This window comes from Acidovorax sp. HMWF018, assembly GCF_003061035.1.
GTDB lineage: Bacteria > Pseudomonadota > Gammaproteobacteria > Burkholderiales > Burkholderiaceae_C > Acidovorax > Acidovorax delafieldii.
The window spans coordinates 411-15,485 of record NZ_QAIM01000559.1; the positions used below are offsets into that span (position 1 = coordinate 411).

The following is a 15,075-nucleotide window of genomic DNA, read 5'->3' on the forward strand; positions in this document are numbered from 1 at the left end:
ATTTCCACGCTGGACACCAAGGACTTGGTGTGGCGCTTTCAGGCCACCAACGACCGCTTTGGCGCGGCCTTTGCCGAGATCTGCACCAAGCGCGGCTTCAAGCGCCCGGCCACGATGGCGTTCAACAACGCGTCCGGCCTGGGCAACGTGGAAGGCTTCACCAAGGCCTGGGAGAAACGCGGCGGCAAGGTGGCGGCCCATGTCACCTACGAACCCAGCCGCCCCAGCTACCGCAGCGAGCTGCAGAAGATTCTGGCGGCCAAGCCCGATGTGATCGTGATGGGCTCGTACCTGCCCGACACCACCATCATCCTGCGCGAGTGGTTCCAGTCCGGTGCCGACACCAAGTGGATCATCCCCGGCTGGGCGGCCAACCCCGACCTGGTGAAGGCCCTGGGCGCAGAGGTGTGTGAAGGCATCATTTCGGTGGACACGGTGTCCAACGAAAAGAGCGCTTCATATGCCCAGTTTGATGCCGCCTTCACCAAGGCCACGGGCAAGGCGGCCTCCACCAACATCTACGCCGCCATGGCGTACGACATGGTGATCTCGCTGGCGTTGGCCATGGAGGCTGCTGGTCCCAAGGCCACGGTAGAGCAGATCAACGCCAAGATGCGCGATGTCTCCAACGCCCCCGGCACGGCCGTGTTCACCTTTGCCGAAGGCAAGGCGCAACTGGCCAAAAAGGCCAAGGTGAACTACGAAGGCGCATCGAGCAAGCTGGACTTTGACAAGGCGGGCGATGTGACGCCGGACTTTGGCGTGTTCATCATCGAAAAGGGCCAGCTGGTGCGGCGCGACGTGGTGTCCATCACGATGTGATGGACCGCGCCCGGTGCGCCTGCCAGGTGCAGGCCCCGGGCATTTTTTTGCGGCGCACAGCGCAGATGTGCATGGGATGACGGAATGACGCAATGACCTGGATCGACTTTGTAAACCTGCTGATCAACGGATTGATCGAAGGCCTGGTGGTGGCACTGCCTGCCCTGGCCATGACCCTGGTGATGGGCGTCAACCGCTTTCCCAACGCAGCCACGGGCGACATGCTCACCACCGGCGCCTACGCTGCCGTGGCGGTGCAGCTGCTGGGGGGCTGGCCGCTGTGGGCTGCGGCGCTCATCAGCATGGTGGTCACGGCCGTGGTGTCGGCGGGCTCGTACACGCTGATCTTTCGCAAGCTGGCCGGGCGGCCCATGGTGTCGTCCATGCTCGCGGCCATTGGCCTCGGGTTTTTGCTGCGCAGCCTGATCGGCTTTTTTGCCGGGCATGACCAGCGCACGTTTGACCTGCCCCTGGTGCGCGCCTGGAACTTTGGCGGCATTCGCGTGTTGCCCACCGACCTGGCCATTGCGGCGGTGGCCGCCGTTTGCCTGCTGGTGGTGTTTGTGCTGATCTACCGCACCAGCTTTGGCCGCCAGCTGCGCGCCGTGGCCGACAGTGCGGACCTGGCGCGGGCCAGCGGCATCCGCGCCAATGGGTTGATGCTGAGTTTGTGGCTGCTGGTGGGGGCCTTGTCCTCGCTGGGTGGCGTACTGCTGGGCATGAAGGCCGTGGTCAGCCCCGAGATGGGGTGGGAGAGCCTGATTCCTGCCTTCGCGGCCATGGTGCTGGGCGGCATTGGCAGCCCGGTGGGCGCGGTGCTGGGTGCGCTGCTGCTGTGCGTGGCGCAAGAGCTGGCGGTGCCACTGATGGGCCCGTCGTACAAGCTGGTGCTGTCGTTTGTGGTGTTGGCGCTGGTGCTACTGGTGCGCCCGGCGGGCATCATGGGCCGCGTGCAACTGGTGCGGTAAGGAGTTCGACCGATGATTGCTTACCTGTGTGCCATTGGCATCGTTGCGCTGATCTACTGCCTGCTGGCCCTGGGGCTGAACCTGCAGTTCGGCCTGACCCGGTTGGTCAACTTTGGCGTCGTGGCGTTCTTTGCCGTGGGCGCCTACACCTCGGGCCTGCTGGCGCTGCAAGGCGTGCCGCTGGTGCTGTGTTTTGTGGCGGCGGCTGTGCTCTCGGGCTTGCTGGCGCTGCCCATTGGCCTGCTGTCGCTGCGCTTGCGCGATGACTACCTGGCCATCGTGACGCTGGGCTTTTCGGAGGCGGTGCGCATCTCCATCCAGCAAGAAAGCTGGCTGACCAAGGGCGTGCAGGGCTTGCCCGGCTTGCCCAAGCTGTTTGCGTCCTGGGGCAGCGGTGTGTCGGACATGGCGATTTTTGCCACGCTGCTGGCGGTGGTTGCTGTGGTGGCCTGGGGCACGGTGCGCCTGGCGGCCAGCCCGTTTGGGCGGCTGCTCAAGGCCATTGGCGACGATGAGCCCGCGTTGTCGGCCCTGGGCAAGGACCCGGCCTGGTTCAAGGTGCAGGTGTTCATGCTGGGGGCGGCGCTGGCTGGCGTGGCGGGGGCGTTCTATGCGCACTTCATCACCTTCATCACGCCAGAGCAGTTCATCCCGCTCATCACGTTCTATGTGTGGATGGGGCTGGTGATGGGCGGCTCGGGCACGGTGCGTGGTGCGGTGTTTGGCTCGCTGCTGCTCATGGTGTTTCTGGAGGGCTCGCGTTTTGCCAAGGACTGGGTGCCGGGCGTGTCAGAAGTTGGCATGGCCAGCCTGCGTTTGGCTGCGGTGGGCCTGGCGCTGATCGTGGTCACCCTGTACAAGCCCAACGGCCTGTTTGGAGGCAAAAACCAATGACCGCAACAACGATGCTGAAGGTTGATGCCGTCACGCGGCAGTTTGGCGGCTTCAAGGCGGTGGACGGTGTGTCGCTGCAATTGAACGCAGGTGAGATTCTGGGCATTGCAGGCACCAACGGTGCGGGCAAAAGCACACTGTTTGCGGCCATTGCCGGGCAGCAGCCAGCGGATGCGGGGCAGATCCAGTTTGAGGGGCAGGACATCACCCGCATGCCCCCCTACCGCCGCGCGCGGCTGGGGCTGGTGCGCACGTTCCAGATTCCGCGCGAGTTCAAGAGCCTCACGGTGCACGAGAACCTGATGGCTGCCGCCGCCAACCCGCAGGGGGAGCGGCTGGTGAATGCCTTCTTCCAGACGCGCAGTCTGCGCGAGCACGAGGCGCAGTTGTCTGCCAAGGCGGACCGCGTCCTCCAGTTTTTGAACCTGGCGCGGGTGCGCGATGTGAAGGCGGGGGGCTTGTCGGGCGGGCAGAAGAAGCTGGTGGAGCTGGGCCGGGTGCTGATGCTCGACCCGCGCTGCATCTTGCTGGACGAGCCGTTTGCCGGGGTGAACCCGGTGCTGATCGAAGAGATCTGTGACCACGTGCGCGAGCTGAACGGGCAGGGCATTGCGTTCGTCGTGATCGAGCACCACCTGCAGGCGCTCAAGTCGCTGTCCAATCGCATGATCGTGATGGACCGGGGCTCCATCCTGGCCGAGGGTGACCCGCACACGGTGCTGGACGACCCGCGTGTGCAGGAAGCCTACATGGGAGGGGTGGTATGAGCGGCGCAAACAACTTGCTGCAGATCGCGCAATTGCGCGGCGGGTATTCCGAGGTGGACATCATCCACGGCATTGACCTGGCCGTGGCGCCGGGCGAGATCGTGACCATTGCGGGCACCAACGGTGCGGGCAAATCCACGCTGGTGAAGGCGCTGCTGGGCCTGTTGCCACGGGTGGCGGGCACCATCCACCTGGGTGGGCGCGACATCACGGCCTTGTCGGCCGAAGACCGCTTTGACGCAGGGCTGGCCTACGTGCCGCAGGTGGCCAATGTGTTCCCGTCGCTCACCGTGCGCGAGAACCTGTTGGTGGTGCGCGGCGTGGCAAACATCAAGCGCCGCATGGACGAGGTGCTGGCCGACTTTCCGGCGCTGGTGGAACGTTTGCCTCAGCCCGCCAGCAACCTCTCGGGCGGCGAGCGCCAGCAGCTCGCCTTTGCGCGGGCCCTCATGCCATCGCCGCGCATCATGGTGCTGGACGAGCCCACGGCAGCGCTGGCGCCCTCGCTGGTGGGCAAGGTGTTTGACATGGTGCAAAAGCTGCCCGCCGCAGGCGTGGCGGTGTTGATGGGGGAGCAGCGCGCGCGCCAGGCGCTGCAGATCAGCCAGCAGGGCTACATCCTGGACCAGGGGCGCTGCGTGCTGCAAGGCCCGGCGCAGGGGCTGCTGGCCGATGAGCGCATGGCGCAGCTTTACCTGGGCAACCACTGAGCCACAGGGCACCCAGCCTTCAATGAAGAACACCGAGGAGGCTGCACGCCTGCTCGGTGTTCTGCTATATATTCAATAGCTACTGGCGCATGTTGTACTAGCGCTAGCAGCTGTTTTGATGCTTAACGAAGCACCAGCACAGGGATGTGCGAATGCGTCAGCACATGCTGCGTTTCGCTGCCCAGCAGCAGGCGCTTGAGGCCCTTGCGGCCGTGCGATGCCATCACGATCAGGTCGCACTTGTGCTTCTTGGCGGCAGCAATCACGGCTTCGGCCACCAAGTCGGACTTGGCGACCACGGCCTTCACGGTCACGCCTTGTGCGCCGCCCTGGGCTTTCACGCCATCGACCATGGCCTGTGCGGCATCGCCCCACTGGGCTTCGATGCGTTTGACGTCGTTCATGTCCACCGGCATGCCGCCTTCAAAGTAGCTGCGGGGGTAGCGGGGCACCACCTTGAGGGCGACTACGGTGGCGCCGGTCAGTGCGGCCAGGGACAGGCCATGTTCCACCGCTTTGTCCGACAGGGGGGATCCGTCTGTAGCGATCAGGATGCGTTTGTACATAAAAGGGCTCCTCAAAGTGATGGAACAAGCTTAGGATGAATCATGTTCCGGGGCTTGATCCAGGTCAATGTAGTTGTCATGCCCCACAGATAGGCTTGAACCATGTCCATGTTTCAACCCGGTGCGCCGGCTTCTTCTGCGGTGCATCCTTCTGACAGCGTGGCAGATCCGTTGCCGCCGCAGCGGGTAGAGCTGCTGGATGACCCCCAGGAATGGCTGGCGTTCGGCCGACCCTGCACCCCTGCCGGTAGCCCCTTGCCAGGTGGCGCCACCGACCCTGCAACGGCCGACGGTGCAGCCACCGCATGGGACTCCCATGTGGTGCTGGAGGGCATGCACTGCGCGGCCTGTGCCCTCACGATCGAAGACGCCCTGCGGGCCGTGCCCGGCGTGCTGCAAGCCGATGTGAGCGCCGCTACGCGCCGGGCCCGTGTGGTGTGGCAGCCTGGCCGGGTATTGCCGTCGCAGTGGATGGAGGCCGTGCGCCACGCGGGTTACCGTGCCATGCCCGCCATGGATGCGTTTGCGCGCGACCAGCGCCTGCGCGAGAGCCGCCGTGCGCTGTGGCGCTGGCTGGTGGCGGGCTTTTGCATGATGCAGGTGATGATGTATGCGTGGCCCGCCTACGTGGCACAGCCGGGCGACCTGTCGGGCGAGATGGAGCAGCTGTTGCGCTGGGCCTCCTGGGTCATCACGCTGCCCATGGTGGTGTTTTCCTGCGGTCCATTTTTTACCAGCGCGCTGCGCGACATTCGCCTGCGCCGCGTCAGCATGGACCTGCCCGTGGCGTTGGGCATGGCCATCACGTTCGTGGTCAGCACCGCTGGCACTTTTGACCCTGCAGGCATCTTTGGCAAGGAGGTGTACTACGACTCCTTGACCATGTTCGTGTTCTTCCTGCTCACCGGCCGCTGGCTGGAGCTGCGCCTGCGGGATCGCACGGCGGGTGCGCTGGAGGCCGTGATGAACCGCCTGCCCGACAGTGTGGAGCGGCGCGCGGCGGATGGCAGCTTCACCCGCGTGGCCACGCGGCGCATTGTGGTGGGGGACACCATCCGTGTGCTGCCCGGCGAGGCGTTTCCCGCCGACGGCCGCATCACAGCAGGCAGCACCCACGCCGATGAGGCTTTGCTGACGGGCGAATCCACACCCGTTGCACGCCCTGTTGGCAGCGCCGTGACGGCGGGCAGCTACAACCTGCAGGCGCCGGTCGAGGTGCTGGTGGAAGGCACGGGTGGGCAAACCCGCTTTGCGCAGATCGTGGCACTGATGGAGAGCGCATCGCTGCAAAAGCCACGGCTGGCGCAGCTGGCGGACCGCATTGCACGGCCTTTTCTGGTCGCCGTGTTGCTGGCGGCGGCGCTGGCGGCTGCCTACTGGTGGCCGTCGGACCCCGGGCATGCGCTGATGGTGGCGGTGGCAGTGCTCATCGTCACCTGCCCGTGCGCGTTGTCGCTGGCCACCCCGGTGGCCATGCTCACGGCGGCAGGCACGCTGGCGCGCCACGGCGTGCTGGTGCGCAATCTGCAGGGGCTGGAGGCGCTGGCCCAGGTGGACACCATGGTGTTTGACAAGACCGGTACGCTGACCCGCGACGGTATGGCGCTGCAAGCGGTGCATCCTGCGGGCGGTTGCAGCGCAGAAGAGGCGCTGGACTTGGCCGCAGCGCTCGCGCGCCAGTCCATGCACCCGGCTTCGCGGGCCTTGGCTGCGGCGGCTTCTGCACAGCAGCTGCCGTTGGGGCGTTGGCAGGTGACGGGTCTGCAAGAGGATGCAGGGCAGGGGCTGACTGCTACCGTGGAGGACACCACCGGGGCCGCAGTTGCTCGCACGATCCGCCTGGGCTCGGCCCGCCACGCGGGCGTTGCCAACGATGCTGGCGGTGCAGCGCTGCAAGTCGTGCTCTCTGAACAAGCGGCAGATGGAGTCCTGATTGAGCTGGCCCGCTTCGACCTGGTGGAGGACCTGCGGGCCGAGGCGTCGGCCGTGGTGCAGGCCCTGCAGCAGGATGGCGTGGCCGTGCAATTGCTGTCGGGCGACCGCCGGGGCGCGGTGCAACGGGTGGCCACGCAAGCGGGCATTGCCCATGCCAAGGGCGAGTGCACTCCGCAGGGCAAGCTGGCCGCGCTGCAGGCACTGCAGTCGCAAGGACACCACGTGGCCATGGTGGGCGATGGCCTCAATGACGGCCCGGTGCTTGCGGGGGCCCATGTCTCTTTTGCCTTTGGCCGTGCCGTGCCGCTGGCGCAGTCCCGGGCGGACTTTGTGGTGCTGGGCGACAGCCTGGCGCTGGTGCCGCAAACCGTGCTGCTGGCCCGCCGCACGCTGCGCGTGGTGCGGCAGAACCTGTGGTGGGCAGCCGCCTACAACGCGCTGTGTGTGCCGCTGGCGGTGCTGGGCTGGATGCCCGCCTGGCTGGCCGGGCTGGGCATGGCGCTGAGTTCGCTGCTGGTGGTGCTCAACGCAGCGCGCCTGGCGCGCGACCTGCCTTCCTTGCCTGGCTCGCACAGTAGTGCGCCATTGCCCACGGTGGCGTTGCCTGCACGCCCCGACCCCATGGCTGGCAGCGCGCCGCAGCCGCCCGTTGATCTTTCGAAGACCTCACTGGAGCCTGTCTGATGGACATCCTTTATTTGCTGATTCCTTTGTCCGTGATGCTGGTGCTCCTGATTCTGGGAGGCCTGTGGTGGGCGGTGTACCACGGGCAGTTCGAGAGCGTCGAACAAGAGGGGGAGCGCATTCTCAGAGACGGTTGACTTGTGTCAATGCCCGATAGCCGTGACTGCAACAAACTCTTACTGCAATACAAAGAGGTGCCCGATGGATTTTCCAAAAACAAATGCTGCGCACTACAACGACACTGTCGTGCGGCAGTTCTCTATCTTGGCCGTGGTGGTGGGGGTGGTCGGCATGCTGGTGGGCGTCATCATCGCCGCCCAGTTGGCCTGGCCAGAACTCAACTTTGGCATTCCGTGGCTGAGTTATGGCCGCTTGCGACCTTTGCACACCAATGCGGTGATCTTTGGTTTTGGCGGCAGCGCGCTGTTTGCTACCAGCTACTACGTGGTGCAGCGCACCTGCCAGGTCCGGCTTTTTGCCGGTCCCCTGGCTGCATTCACCTTCTGGGGCTGGGTGCTGGTCATTGCGGCAGCGGTCGTCAGCCTGCCAATGGGTTACACCCAGGGCAAGGAATACGCTGAACTCGAATGGCCCATCGACATCCTGATCACGCTGGTGTGGGTGTCCTATGCCATCGTGTTCTTCGGAACCATTGGCACCCGCAAGGTCAAGCACATCTATGTGGCCAACTGGTTCTTTGGTGCGTTCATCCTGGCCGTGGCGCTGCTGCACCTGGTGAACAGCGCAGCCATCCCTGCGGGCATGATGAAGAGCTACTCGGCCTATGCCGGTGTGCAGGACGCCATGGTGCAATGGTGGTACGGCCACAATGCGGTGGGCTTCTTCCTGACCGCTGGCTTCCTGGGCATGATGTACTACTTCATCCCCAAGCAGGCGGGCCGTCCGGTGTACAGCTACCGCCTGTCGATCGTCCACTTCTGGGCGCTGATCTTCACCTACATGTGGGCCGGCCCACACCACCTGCACTACACCGCGCTGCCCGACTGGACGCAATCGGTGGGCATGGTGTTCTCGCTCATCCTGCTGGCCCCCAGCTGGGGCGGCATGATCAACGGCATCATGACCCTGTCGGGTGCGTGGCACAAGCTGCGTGACGACCCCATCCTGCGCTTCCTGATCGTGTCGCTGTCGTTCTACGGCATGTCCACGTTCGAGGGCCCGATGATGTCCATCAAGACCGTCAATGCCTTGAGCCACTACACCGACTGGACCATTGGCCACGTGCACTCCGGCGCCCTGGGCTGGGTGGGTCTGATCTCGATGGGTTCGCTGTACTACCTGGTTCCGCGCCTGTTCGGCAAGGACAAGATGCACTCTGTCAAGGCGATCGAGCTGCACTTCTGGATGGCCACCATCGGCATCGTGCTGTACATCGCAGCGATGTGGATTGCTGGCGTGATGCAGGGCCTGATGTGGCGCGCGGTCAACCCCGACGGCACCCTGACCTACACCTTCGTGGAAAGCGTGAAGGCCACCTATCCCTTCTATGTGATCCGTGTGGCGGGTGGCTTGCTGTACCTGGGCGGCATGCTGGTCATGGCCTGGAACGTGTGGCTGACTGCCATCTCGGGCCGTTCGGTCAAGGTGGCCATTCCTGCTGTGAACGCGGCCCACGCTTGAGTCCGAAGGAGATCATTCATGTCCAACAACAACACATCTGCTTCGACCGGTTTCTCCCATGAAAAGGTGGAGACCAACAACTTTCTGATGATCGTGCTCATCCTGATCGTGATCGCCATTGGCGGTCTGGTCGAGATCGTGCCCCTGTTCTTCCAGAAGTCCACGACCGAGGCGGTCAAGGGCGTGGAGCCCTACAACGCCCTGCAGCTGGCGGGCCGCGACATCTACATCCGCGAGGGTTGCTACAACTGCCATTCGCAGATGATCCGCCCCTTCCGCGCCGAGACGCTGCGCTACGGCCACTACTCGGTGGCGGGTGAGTTTGTGTATGACCATCCCTTCCAGTGGGGCAGCAAGCGCACGGGTCCTGACCTGCACCGCGTGGGTGGCAAGTACAGCGACGAATGGCATCGCATCCACCTGAACAACCCCCGCGATGTGGTGCCCGAGTCCAACATGCCCGCGTACCCCTGGCTCGAAAAGAACCAGGTGGACCCTGCAGTGATGGCTCCCCGCATGAAGGCCCTGCGCACCGTGGGCGTGCCTTACACCGACGAGCAGATCACTGCTGCGGCGGGCGAGGTCAAGGGCAAGACGGAGCAGGACGCGCTCATCGCCTACCTGCAAGTCATGGGCCGTGCGCTCAAGTAAGCAAAGGAGATATCCCATGGACATCACCACCATGCGCATCGTCGCCACCCTGGCATCGATGGCCTGCTTCATTGGCATCTGGGTCTGGGCCTACCGCGGCCGCAACAAGGCCCGGTTCGACGAGGCAGCCCAGCTGCCTTTCGAGACAGATTGACCTTCACCAGAACGAGAACACCCCATGAGTGACTTCACCAGCAATTTCTGGTCGGTCTTTGTGACCACGCTGACCCTGGTCGGCATCATCGCCTGCGGCATCCTGCTTTGGATGGCAGGCCGCAAGAAGGTGGTTGCCACCTCCGACAACACCACCGGCCACGTCTGGGACGAGGACCTGGTCGAAATGAACAACCCCCTGCCGCGCTGGTGGGTGTGGCTGTTCGTCATCACCATCGTCTTTGGCCTGGGCTACCTGGCTGCCTACCCAGGTCTGGGCAGCTTTACCGGCAAGCTCAACTGGACGCAAAAGGGGGAGTACGAAGCCGAAATGGCCAAGGCCAAGACAGAGCTGGAGCCCCTGTATGCCCGCTTTGTATCCATGAAGCCCGAAGACGTGGCCAAGGACCCGCAGGCCCATGCCATTGGCGAGCGCTTGTTCATGAACAACTGTGCGCAGTGCCACGGCTCGGATGCACGTGGCAGCAAGGGCTTCCCGAATCTGACTGACAACGACTGGTTGCATGGCGGCACACCCGAAAAGATCCGCGAGACGCTGGAGAAGGGCCGCATCGGCAACATGCCCCCCATGGCAGCGGCCGTGGGCACCCCAGAAGACGTGCGCAACCTGTCGCACTACGTGTTGAGCCTGTCGGGTAGCCCGCACGACTCGCTACGTGCATCGCTGGGCAAGTCCAAATTTGCGGCTTGCGCGGCCTGCCACGGCATGGATGGCAAGGGCAACCAGGCACTGGGTGCACCCAATCTGACCGACGATATCTGGCTGCATGGCTGGGGCGAGGCTGCCATCACGGCCATGATCAATAACGGAAAGGTCAACCAGATGCCTGCACAGGCCGAGAAGTTGACCGAGGCGCAGATCGGCGTGCTCTCTGCCTATGTGTGGGGCCTGTCGAACAAGCAGGTGGCTGCACGTTGATATGTCCACCGGGCGGTGCTTGAGGCACTGCCCGGGTTTTCTTTTCAAAGTTAGCCTGTCCTCCGTTCATAAAGCGACACCATGAGCACACCCAGCGAGCCTGCTCGCAAGGTCATCCCGATTACGCCAGTCGCCACCGATGCGTCCTCTGCGGGTGAGATCATCTCGCTGTACGAAGCGCAAAAGAAGATCTACCCGCGCTCGATCAGCGGATTGTTTGCGCGCTGGCGTTGGGGCATGGTGCTTCTGACGCAGCTGGTGTTTTACGGGCTGCCGTGGTTTGAATGGGGCCAGCGCCAGATGGTGCTGTTTGATCTGGGGGCTCGCAGGTTCTACATCTTTGGCCTGGTGCTCTATCCGCAGGATTTCATCTATCTCACCGGCCTTCTGATCATTTCGGCGCTGTCGCTGTTCCTTTTCACCGCCGTGGCAGGGCGCCTGTGGTGTGGCTTTGCTTGTCCGCAGACGGTGTATACCGAAATGTTCATGTGGATCGAGCACAAGATCGAAGGCGATCGCAGTGCCCGCCTCCGTCTGGACAACGGTCCCTGGACGTTCGAGAAGATCCGCAAAAAGTTTCTCAAGCAGGTGGTGTGGATCACCGTGGCCCTGTGGACTGGGTTCACTTTCGTAGGGTACTTCGTGCCCATCCGCGAACTGGGCAGCGAGCTGCTGGCGTTTGAAGGCGGCTGGCAGATTTTCTGGGTGCTGTTCTACGGTTTTGCCACCTACGGCAACGCAGGCTTCATGCGCGAGCAGGTCTGCAAGTACATGTGTCCCTATGCGCGCTTTCAGAGTGCAATGTTTGATAAAGACACGCTCATCGTCACCTACGACCCTGAGCGTGGCGAGCAGCGCGGCCCGCGCAAGAAGAACATTGACTACAAGGCCCAGGGACTTGGCGACTGCATTGACTGCTCGCTATGTGTGCAGGTCTGTCCGGTGGGCATCGATATCCGCAAGGGCTTGCAATATGAGTGCATTGGTTGCGGGTTGTGTGTGGACGCCTGCAATACGGTGATGGACAAGATGCAGTACCCGCGTGGCCTGATCCGCTATTCCACCCAGAACGGCGTGGCCAAGCGCTGGACGCAGTCCCAGATGCTGCGTCGCGTGTTGCGTCCCCGTGTGCTGATCTACACCGCCGTGCTGGTAGCACTGTGCGTTGCCATGCTGGCCAGCCTGGTGGTGCGCACGCCGCTGAAGGTGGATGTCGTGCGTGACCGGGCCGCGCTCTCGCGCATTGTGGCGGGGGGCAAACTGGAGAATATTTACCGGCTGCAGATCATGAATGCCACGGAGGGCGAACAGCGCTACCGCATCAGTGCGCGTGGACTGGAGGGGCTGGAGGTGGCCTCCGAGGCCGAAGTGGATATTGGCGCAGCAGAGTCGCGCTGGGTGGCCGTGCGTTTGCAGATTCCGTACGGTTCCGCCACGTCGGGCTCGCATGCGGTTCAGTTTGACGTGCAGGCCGTAGGGGCAGCTGCCCACGTGACGGAAAAATCCGTGTTTCTTGTGCCGCGTTGAGCGGCATCCCGGTGGGGCCTTTCAGGGCCGCACTTTGACCGATATTGTTGAGGAGTAGAGCACCATGTCTTCAAACCCTGCCATCGCGACACCGGCAGTTCCCGTGCCCTGGTGGAAGTTCGGCCATGTGTGGCTGGTGATTGCCGGGCCTGCCATCGTGATCGTGGCTGGCTTTGTGACGCTGTGGCTGGCGATTTCTCGGCCTGACCCGGTGGTGGCCGAGGATTACTACCGCCAGGGCATTGAGATCAATAAGACCTTGGTGGCACCGGAGAAAAGCCTGGCACCGGCACTCAAGGCCCGCAACCATGCGGCCACCCCCGTGCAAGACCAACCACGCTGACAACCCTCCGGTCGCTGCCCCCAGCGACCCCAGGCAGCACCAGGAGACAGAACCGATATGTGGACGCAACGCCTGATGTGGATTGCATGGCCCGCCTTCTTGATGGCGGGCGTGCTGGAGATGCTGGTTTTTGCCATGGTGGACCCCCAGGACCTGCACTGGTTCGGCCAGCCCCTGGCGCTGTCACGGCAAGGGGTGTACACCCTCGCATTTTTTGTGTTTTGGGCCATCACCATGGCCACGAGCGCATTGACGACACTGCTGTCCATGTCTCCGTTCGAGGTCAACCGGTGCCCGGTGCCCGATGGGGAGCGCCCCGACGATTGCCGCAAGACATCGTCCTGCCCCTGAGCCCTTTTCGCCTGCTTGTCTGGGCATGCATTGCATGCCGTTTCGCAAGAAATGGTTGTACTTTGTGCTGAACCGACCCTCCGCGTGGAAGTGGCTCAGTGTCAGTGTCGTCAGTGGCAGGTCTGCTGGCTGTTCACGATGCGTCGCAGGGCATCGGTGTCGAGAATGCGCACATGGCGCTGTTTGACTTCCACGATCCCTTCTTCCACAAACTTGGAGAAGGTCCGGCTGACCGTTTCGAGTTTGAGGCCGAGGTAGCTGCCGATTTCTTCGCGCGTCATACGCAACACCAGTTCCGACTGCGAGAAGCCCCGTGCATGCAGGCGCTGCACCAGGTTCAGCAAAAAGGCGGCCAGGCGTTCCTCGGCACGCATGCTGCCCAGCAGCAACATCACGCCGTGCTCGCGCACGATCTCGCGACTCATGATCTTGTGCACGTGGTGCTGCAGGGCTGTGACTTCGCGTGACAGCTCTTCAATGCGGTCGAAAGGCATGACACACACTTCAGCATCTTCAAGTGCCACCGCATCACAGGTATGGTGGTCATTGACGATGCCGTCGAGCCCGATGATCTCGCCCGCCATCTGAAAGCCCGTGACCTGGTCGCGACCGTCTTCTGTGGCCACGCAGGTCTTGAAGAACCCGGTGCGGATGGCATACAGGGACGTGAAGGACTCGCCATTGCGAAACAGCGTGCCTCCGCGTTTGACTTTGCGACGGACGGCAACCACCTCGTCAATGCGCTGGAGCTGCTCTTCGTTCAAGCCCACGGGCATGCACAGCTCGCGGAGGTTGCAGTTGGAGCAGGCGACTTTGATGGTGAGCGGGTTCATAGGCACATGGACTTGGGTTGTTGGTCGAGCATATCGTGCTTGCCGTACACGAACCTGAATACAGGGCGCGGGCGAGCGGCTGACCTTCATCAAATTGTCGCCGTATCGCTTGTTGGTTCACTTGATGCAGGTCAAGGACATGTCCCGGAGCCTACGGCACAGTCAAGGTGTACGCAAGGAAATTTCCCCATGACTGCTGTTTCGCCAGATCTTCTGCGCCGCTTTGACGTGCCAGGGCCCCGTTATACGTCCTATCCAACGGCCGACCGATTTGTGGAGGCCTTCGGTCAGGAAGATTATGTGCTGGCGCTGCAACAGCGCCGTTCGGGCACGCTGGCTAAGGCCATGCCGCTGTCCCTGTACGTGCACATCCCGTTTTGCGAATCCCTGTGCTACTACTGCGCCTGCAACAAGATCATCACCAAACACCATGACCGCGCCGAGGTCTACTTGCGCTACCTGAGCCGCGAGATCGACCTGCACACCGCGCACTGTGGCGTAGGACAGGTGGTGAGTCAATTGCACCTGGGCGGTGGCACGCCCACCTTCCTCTCCGATGCGGGCTTGCGAGAGCTGATGGCCATGCTCAAGCGCAGCTTCACGCTGGCGCCCGGGGGCGAATACTCGATCGAAGTGGATCCGCGCACGGTCAACTCCGAGCGTCTGGCGCTCCTGGCTGAATTGGGCTTTAACCGCCTGAGTTTTGGCGTGCAGGACTTTGATGCCGAAGTGCAAAAGGCCGTGCACCGCATTCAGCCTGCAGAGCAGGTTTTTGCACTGGTGGAGTCCGCCCGCTCGCTGGGCTTTGATTCGGTGAACGTGGACCTGATCTACGGCCTGCCGCGCCAGACGCCAGAGTCTTTTGACCGCACGCTGGCGCAGGTGGCGCAGCTGCGGCCTGACCGCATTGCGTTGTATGCCTATGCACACTTGCCGGAGCGTTTCAAGCCACAGCGTCGCATCATCTCCGCCGAATTGCCCACGGGCGCGAGCAAGCTGTCCATGCTCTCGCGCTCACTCGATGCGTTCATGGACGCTGGGTATGTCTATGTGGGCATGGACCACTTTGCTCTGCCTACTGACGCACTGGCTGTGGCCAAGCGCCAGGGACGCTTGCACCGCAACTTCCAGGGCTACAGCACGCAGCCAGACTGCGACCTGATTGGACTGGGCGTATCGGCCATCGGCCGGGTTGGGGCGACTTACAGCCAGAACTCCAAGACGCTGGACGAGTACTACGACTTCCTGGACCAAGGGCGGCTACCTGTGGTCCGCGGGCTGGCCCTGACC

General features: G+C 63.2%; 17 protein-coding genes. 15 read left to right on the top strand and 2 right to left on the bottom strand.

Annotation, left to right across the window (positions count from 1 at the left end; genetic code table 11):
- The 5 genes from DBR23_RS23865 to DBR23_RS23885 all read left to right on the top strand — a co-directional run.
- On the top strand, window positions 1-822 hold an 822-nt coding region (locus DBR23_RS23865; protein WP_233250707.1), incomplete at its 5' end, for an ABC transporter substrate-binding protein.
- A gap of 92 nt (window positions 823-914) precedes the next feature.
- Window positions 915-1,790 carry a branched-chain amino acid ABC transporter permease gene (locus tag DBR23_RS23870; RefSeq protein ID WP_057223312.1) on the top strand — a complete coding sequence of 292 codons (876 nt, stop codon included), beginning with the start codon at window positions 915-917 and terminating at the stop codon, window positions 1,788-1,790.
- A gap of 12 nt (window positions 1,791-1,802) precedes the next feature.
- A complete protein-coding gene (locus DBR23_RS23875; RefSeq protein ID WP_108499789.1) occupies window positions 1,803-2,684 on the top strand; it encodes a branched-chain amino acid ABC transporter permease in 882 nt (293 codons plus the stop codon).
- Window positions 2,681-3,451 carry an ABC transporter ATP-binding protein gene (locus tag DBR23_RS23880; RefSeq protein WP_108499790.1) on the top strand — a complete coding sequence of 257 codons (771 nt, stop codon included), beginning with the start codon at window positions 2,681-2,683 and terminating at the stop codon, window positions 3,449-3,451. The genes DBR23_RS23875 and DBR23_RS23880 overlap by 4 nt, the downstream gene beginning before the upstream one ends.
- Window positions 3,448-4,161: an ABC transporter ATP-binding protein gene (locus tag DBR23_RS23885; protein ID WP_108499791.1), complete on the top strand. Its 714-nt coding sequence runs from the start codon at window positions 3,448-3,450 to the stop codon at window positions 4,159-4,161. Before DBR23_RS23880 ends, DBR23_RS23885 begins: the two co-directional genes overlap by 4 nt.
- Window positions 4,162-4,283: 122 nt before the next feature.
- On the opposite strand, the gene DBR23_RS23890 is transcribed toward DBR23_RS23885, so the two are convergent.
- A complete protein-coding gene (locus tag DBR23_RS23890) occupies window positions 4,284-4,727 on the bottom strand; it encodes a universal stress protein (RefSeq protein ID WP_056747152.1) in 444 nt (147 codons plus the stop codon).
- A gap of 108 nt (window positions 4,728-4,835) precedes the next feature.
- Here DBR23_RS23890 and DBR23_RS23895 point away from each other — a divergent pair, with 108 nt between their 5' ends.
- The 9 genes from DBR23_RS23895 to DBR23_RS23935 all read left to right on the top strand — a co-directional run bounded on the left by DBR23_RS23895 (window position 4,836) and on the right by DBR23_RS23935 (window position 12,952).
- The gene (locus DBR23_RS23895; protein ID WP_233250709.1) at window positions 4,836-7,346 is read left to right on the top strand and encodes a cation-translocating P-type ATPase; all 2,511 of its coding nucleotides are present in this window, start codon (window positions 4,836-4,838) and stop codon (window positions 7,344-7,346) included.
- Window positions 7,346-7,483, top strand: a complete 138-nt coding sequence (ccoS, locus tag DBR23_RS23900) for a cbb3-type cytochrome oxidase assembly protein CcoS (protein WP_010460651.1) — start codon at window positions 7,346-7,348, stop codon at window positions 7,481-7,483. Before DBR23_RS23895 ends, ccoS begins: the two co-directional genes overlap by 1 nt.
- A 64-nt stretch (window positions 7,484-7,547) precedes the next feature.
- Complete coding sequence (gene ccoN, locus DBR23_RS23905; protein WP_056747153.1) at window positions 7,548-8,987, top strand: cytochrome-c oxidase, cbb3-type subunit I; 1,440 nt, start codon at window positions 7,548-7,550, stop codon at window positions 8,985-8,987.
- Between the two features lie 18 nt (window positions 8,988-9,005).
- On the top strand, window positions 9,006-9,638 hold the full coding sequence (gene ccoO / locus DBR23_RS23910) for a cytochrome-c oxidase, cbb3-type subunit II (RefSeq protein ID WP_056747154.1): 633 nt from the start codon (window positions 9,006-9,008) through the stop codon (window positions 9,636-9,638).
- 16 nt (window positions 9,639-9,654) lie between these two features.
- On the top strand, window positions 9,655-9,792 hold the full coding sequence (locus DBR23_RS23915; protein WP_015014811.1) for a CcoQ/FixQ family Cbb3-type cytochrome c oxidase assembly chaperone: 138 nt from the start codon (window positions 9,655-9,657) through the stop codon (window positions 9,790-9,792).
- A 24-nt stretch (window positions 9,793-9,816) separates the two neighbouring features.
- Window positions 9,817-10,731, top strand: a complete 915-nt coding sequence (gene ccoP / locus DBR23_RS23920) for a cytochrome-c oxidase, cbb3-type subunit III (RefSeq protein WP_056064389.1) — start codon at window positions 9,817-9,819, stop codon at window positions 10,729-10,731.
- 81 nt (window positions 10,732-10,812) lie between these two features.
- A complete protein-coding gene (gene ccoG, locus DBR23_RS23925; protein WP_108499792.1) occupies window positions 10,813-12,258 on the top strand; it encodes a cytochrome c oxidase accessory protein CcoG in 1,446 nt (481 codons plus the stop codon).
- A gap of 64 nt (window positions 12,259-12,322) precedes the next feature.
- The gene (locus DBR23_RS23930; RefSeq protein ID WP_056064383.1) at window positions 12,323-12,601 is read left to right on the top strand and encodes a FixH family protein; all 279 of its coding nucleotides are present in this window, start codon (window positions 12,323-12,325) and stop codon (window positions 12,599-12,601) included.
- 57 nt (window positions 12,602-12,658) lie between these two features.
- Window positions 12,659-12,952 carry a hypothetical protein gene (locus tag DBR23_RS23935; protein WP_056064380.1) on the top strand — a complete coding sequence of 98 codons (294 nt, stop codon included), beginning with the start codon at window positions 12,659-12,661 and terminating at the stop codon, window positions 12,950-12,952.
- Between the two features lie 110 nt (window positions 12,953-13,062).
- Here DBR23_RS23935 and fnr read toward each other — a convergent pair whose 3' ends face one another.
- Window positions 13,063-13,785, bottom strand: coding sequence for a fumarate/nitrate reduction transcriptional regulator Fnr (gene fnr / locus DBR23_RS23940; RefSeq protein WP_015014806.1), 723 nt, complete (start codon window positions 13,783-13,785; stop codon window positions 13,063-13,065).
- A gap of 189 nt (window positions 13,786-13,974) precedes the next feature.
- On the opposite strand from fnr, the gene hemN reads away from it, so the two are divergent.
- On the top strand, window positions 13,975-15,075 hold a 1,101-nt coding region (gene hemN, locus DBR23_RS23945; RefSeq protein WP_233250708.1), incomplete at its 3' end, for an oxygen-independent coproporphyrinogen III oxidase.

Bases quoted from the DNA above. Each gene is read 5' to 3' on its own strand.
- DBR23_RS23935 (WP_056064380.1), top strand. From the start codon at position 12,659: ATGTGGACGCAACGCCTGATGTGGATTGCATGGCCCGCCTTCTTGATG.
- DBR23_RS23915 (WP_015014811.1), top strand. From the start codon at position 9,655: ATGGACATCACCACCATGCGCATCGTCGCCACCCTGGCATCGATGGCC.
- DBR23_RS23895 (WP_233250709.1), top strand. From the start codon at position 4,836: ATGTTTCAACCCGGTGCGCCGGCTTCTTCTGCGGTGCATCCTTCTGAC.
- DBR23_RS23870 (WP_057223312.1), top strand. From the start codon at position 915: ATGACCTGGATCGACTTTGTAAACCTGCTGATCAACGGATTGATCGAA.
- DBR23_RS23890 (WP_056747152.1), bottom strand. From the start codon at position 4,727: ATGTACAAACGCATCCTGATCGCTACAGACGGATCCCCCCTGTCGGAC.
- DBR23_RS23930 (WP_056064383.1), top strand. From the start codon at position 12,323: ATGTCTTCAAACCCTGCCATCGCGACACCGGCAGTTCCCGTGCCCTGG.
- ccoN (WP_056747153.1), top strand. From the start codon at position 7,548: ATGGATTTTCCAAAAACAAATGCTGCGCACTACAACGACACTGTCGTG.
- DBR23_RS23875 (WP_108499789.1), top strand. From the start codon at position 1,803: ATGATTGCTTACCTGTGTGCCATTGGCATCGTTGCGCTGATCTACTGC.
- DBR23_RS23880 (WP_108499790.1), top strand. From the start codon at position 2,681: ATGACCGCAACAACGATGCTGAAGGTTGATGCCGTCACGCGGCAGTTT.
- ccoP (WP_056064389.1), top strand. From the start codon at position 9,817: ATGAGTGACTTCACCAGCAATTTCTGGTCGGTCTTTGTGACCACGCTG.
- ccoG (WP_108499792.1), top strand. From the start codon at position 10,813: ATGAGCACACCCAGCGAGCCTGCTCGCAAGGTCATCCCGATTACGCCA.
- fnr (WP_015014806.1), bottom strand. From the start codon at position 13,785: ATGAACCCGCTCACCATCAAAGTCGCCTGCTCCAACTGCAACCTCCGC.
- ccoS (WP_010460651.1), top strand. From the start codon at position 7,346: ATGGACATCCTTTATTTGCTGATTCCTTTGTCCGTGATGCTGGTGCTC.
- ccoO (WP_056747154.1), top strand. From the start codon at position 9,006: ATGTCCAACAACAACACATCTGCTTCGACCGGTTTCTCCCATGAAAAG.
- DBR23_RS23885 (WP_108499791.1), top strand. From the start codon at position 3,448: ATGAGCGGCGCAAACAACTTGCTGCAGATCGCGCAATTGCGCGGCGGG.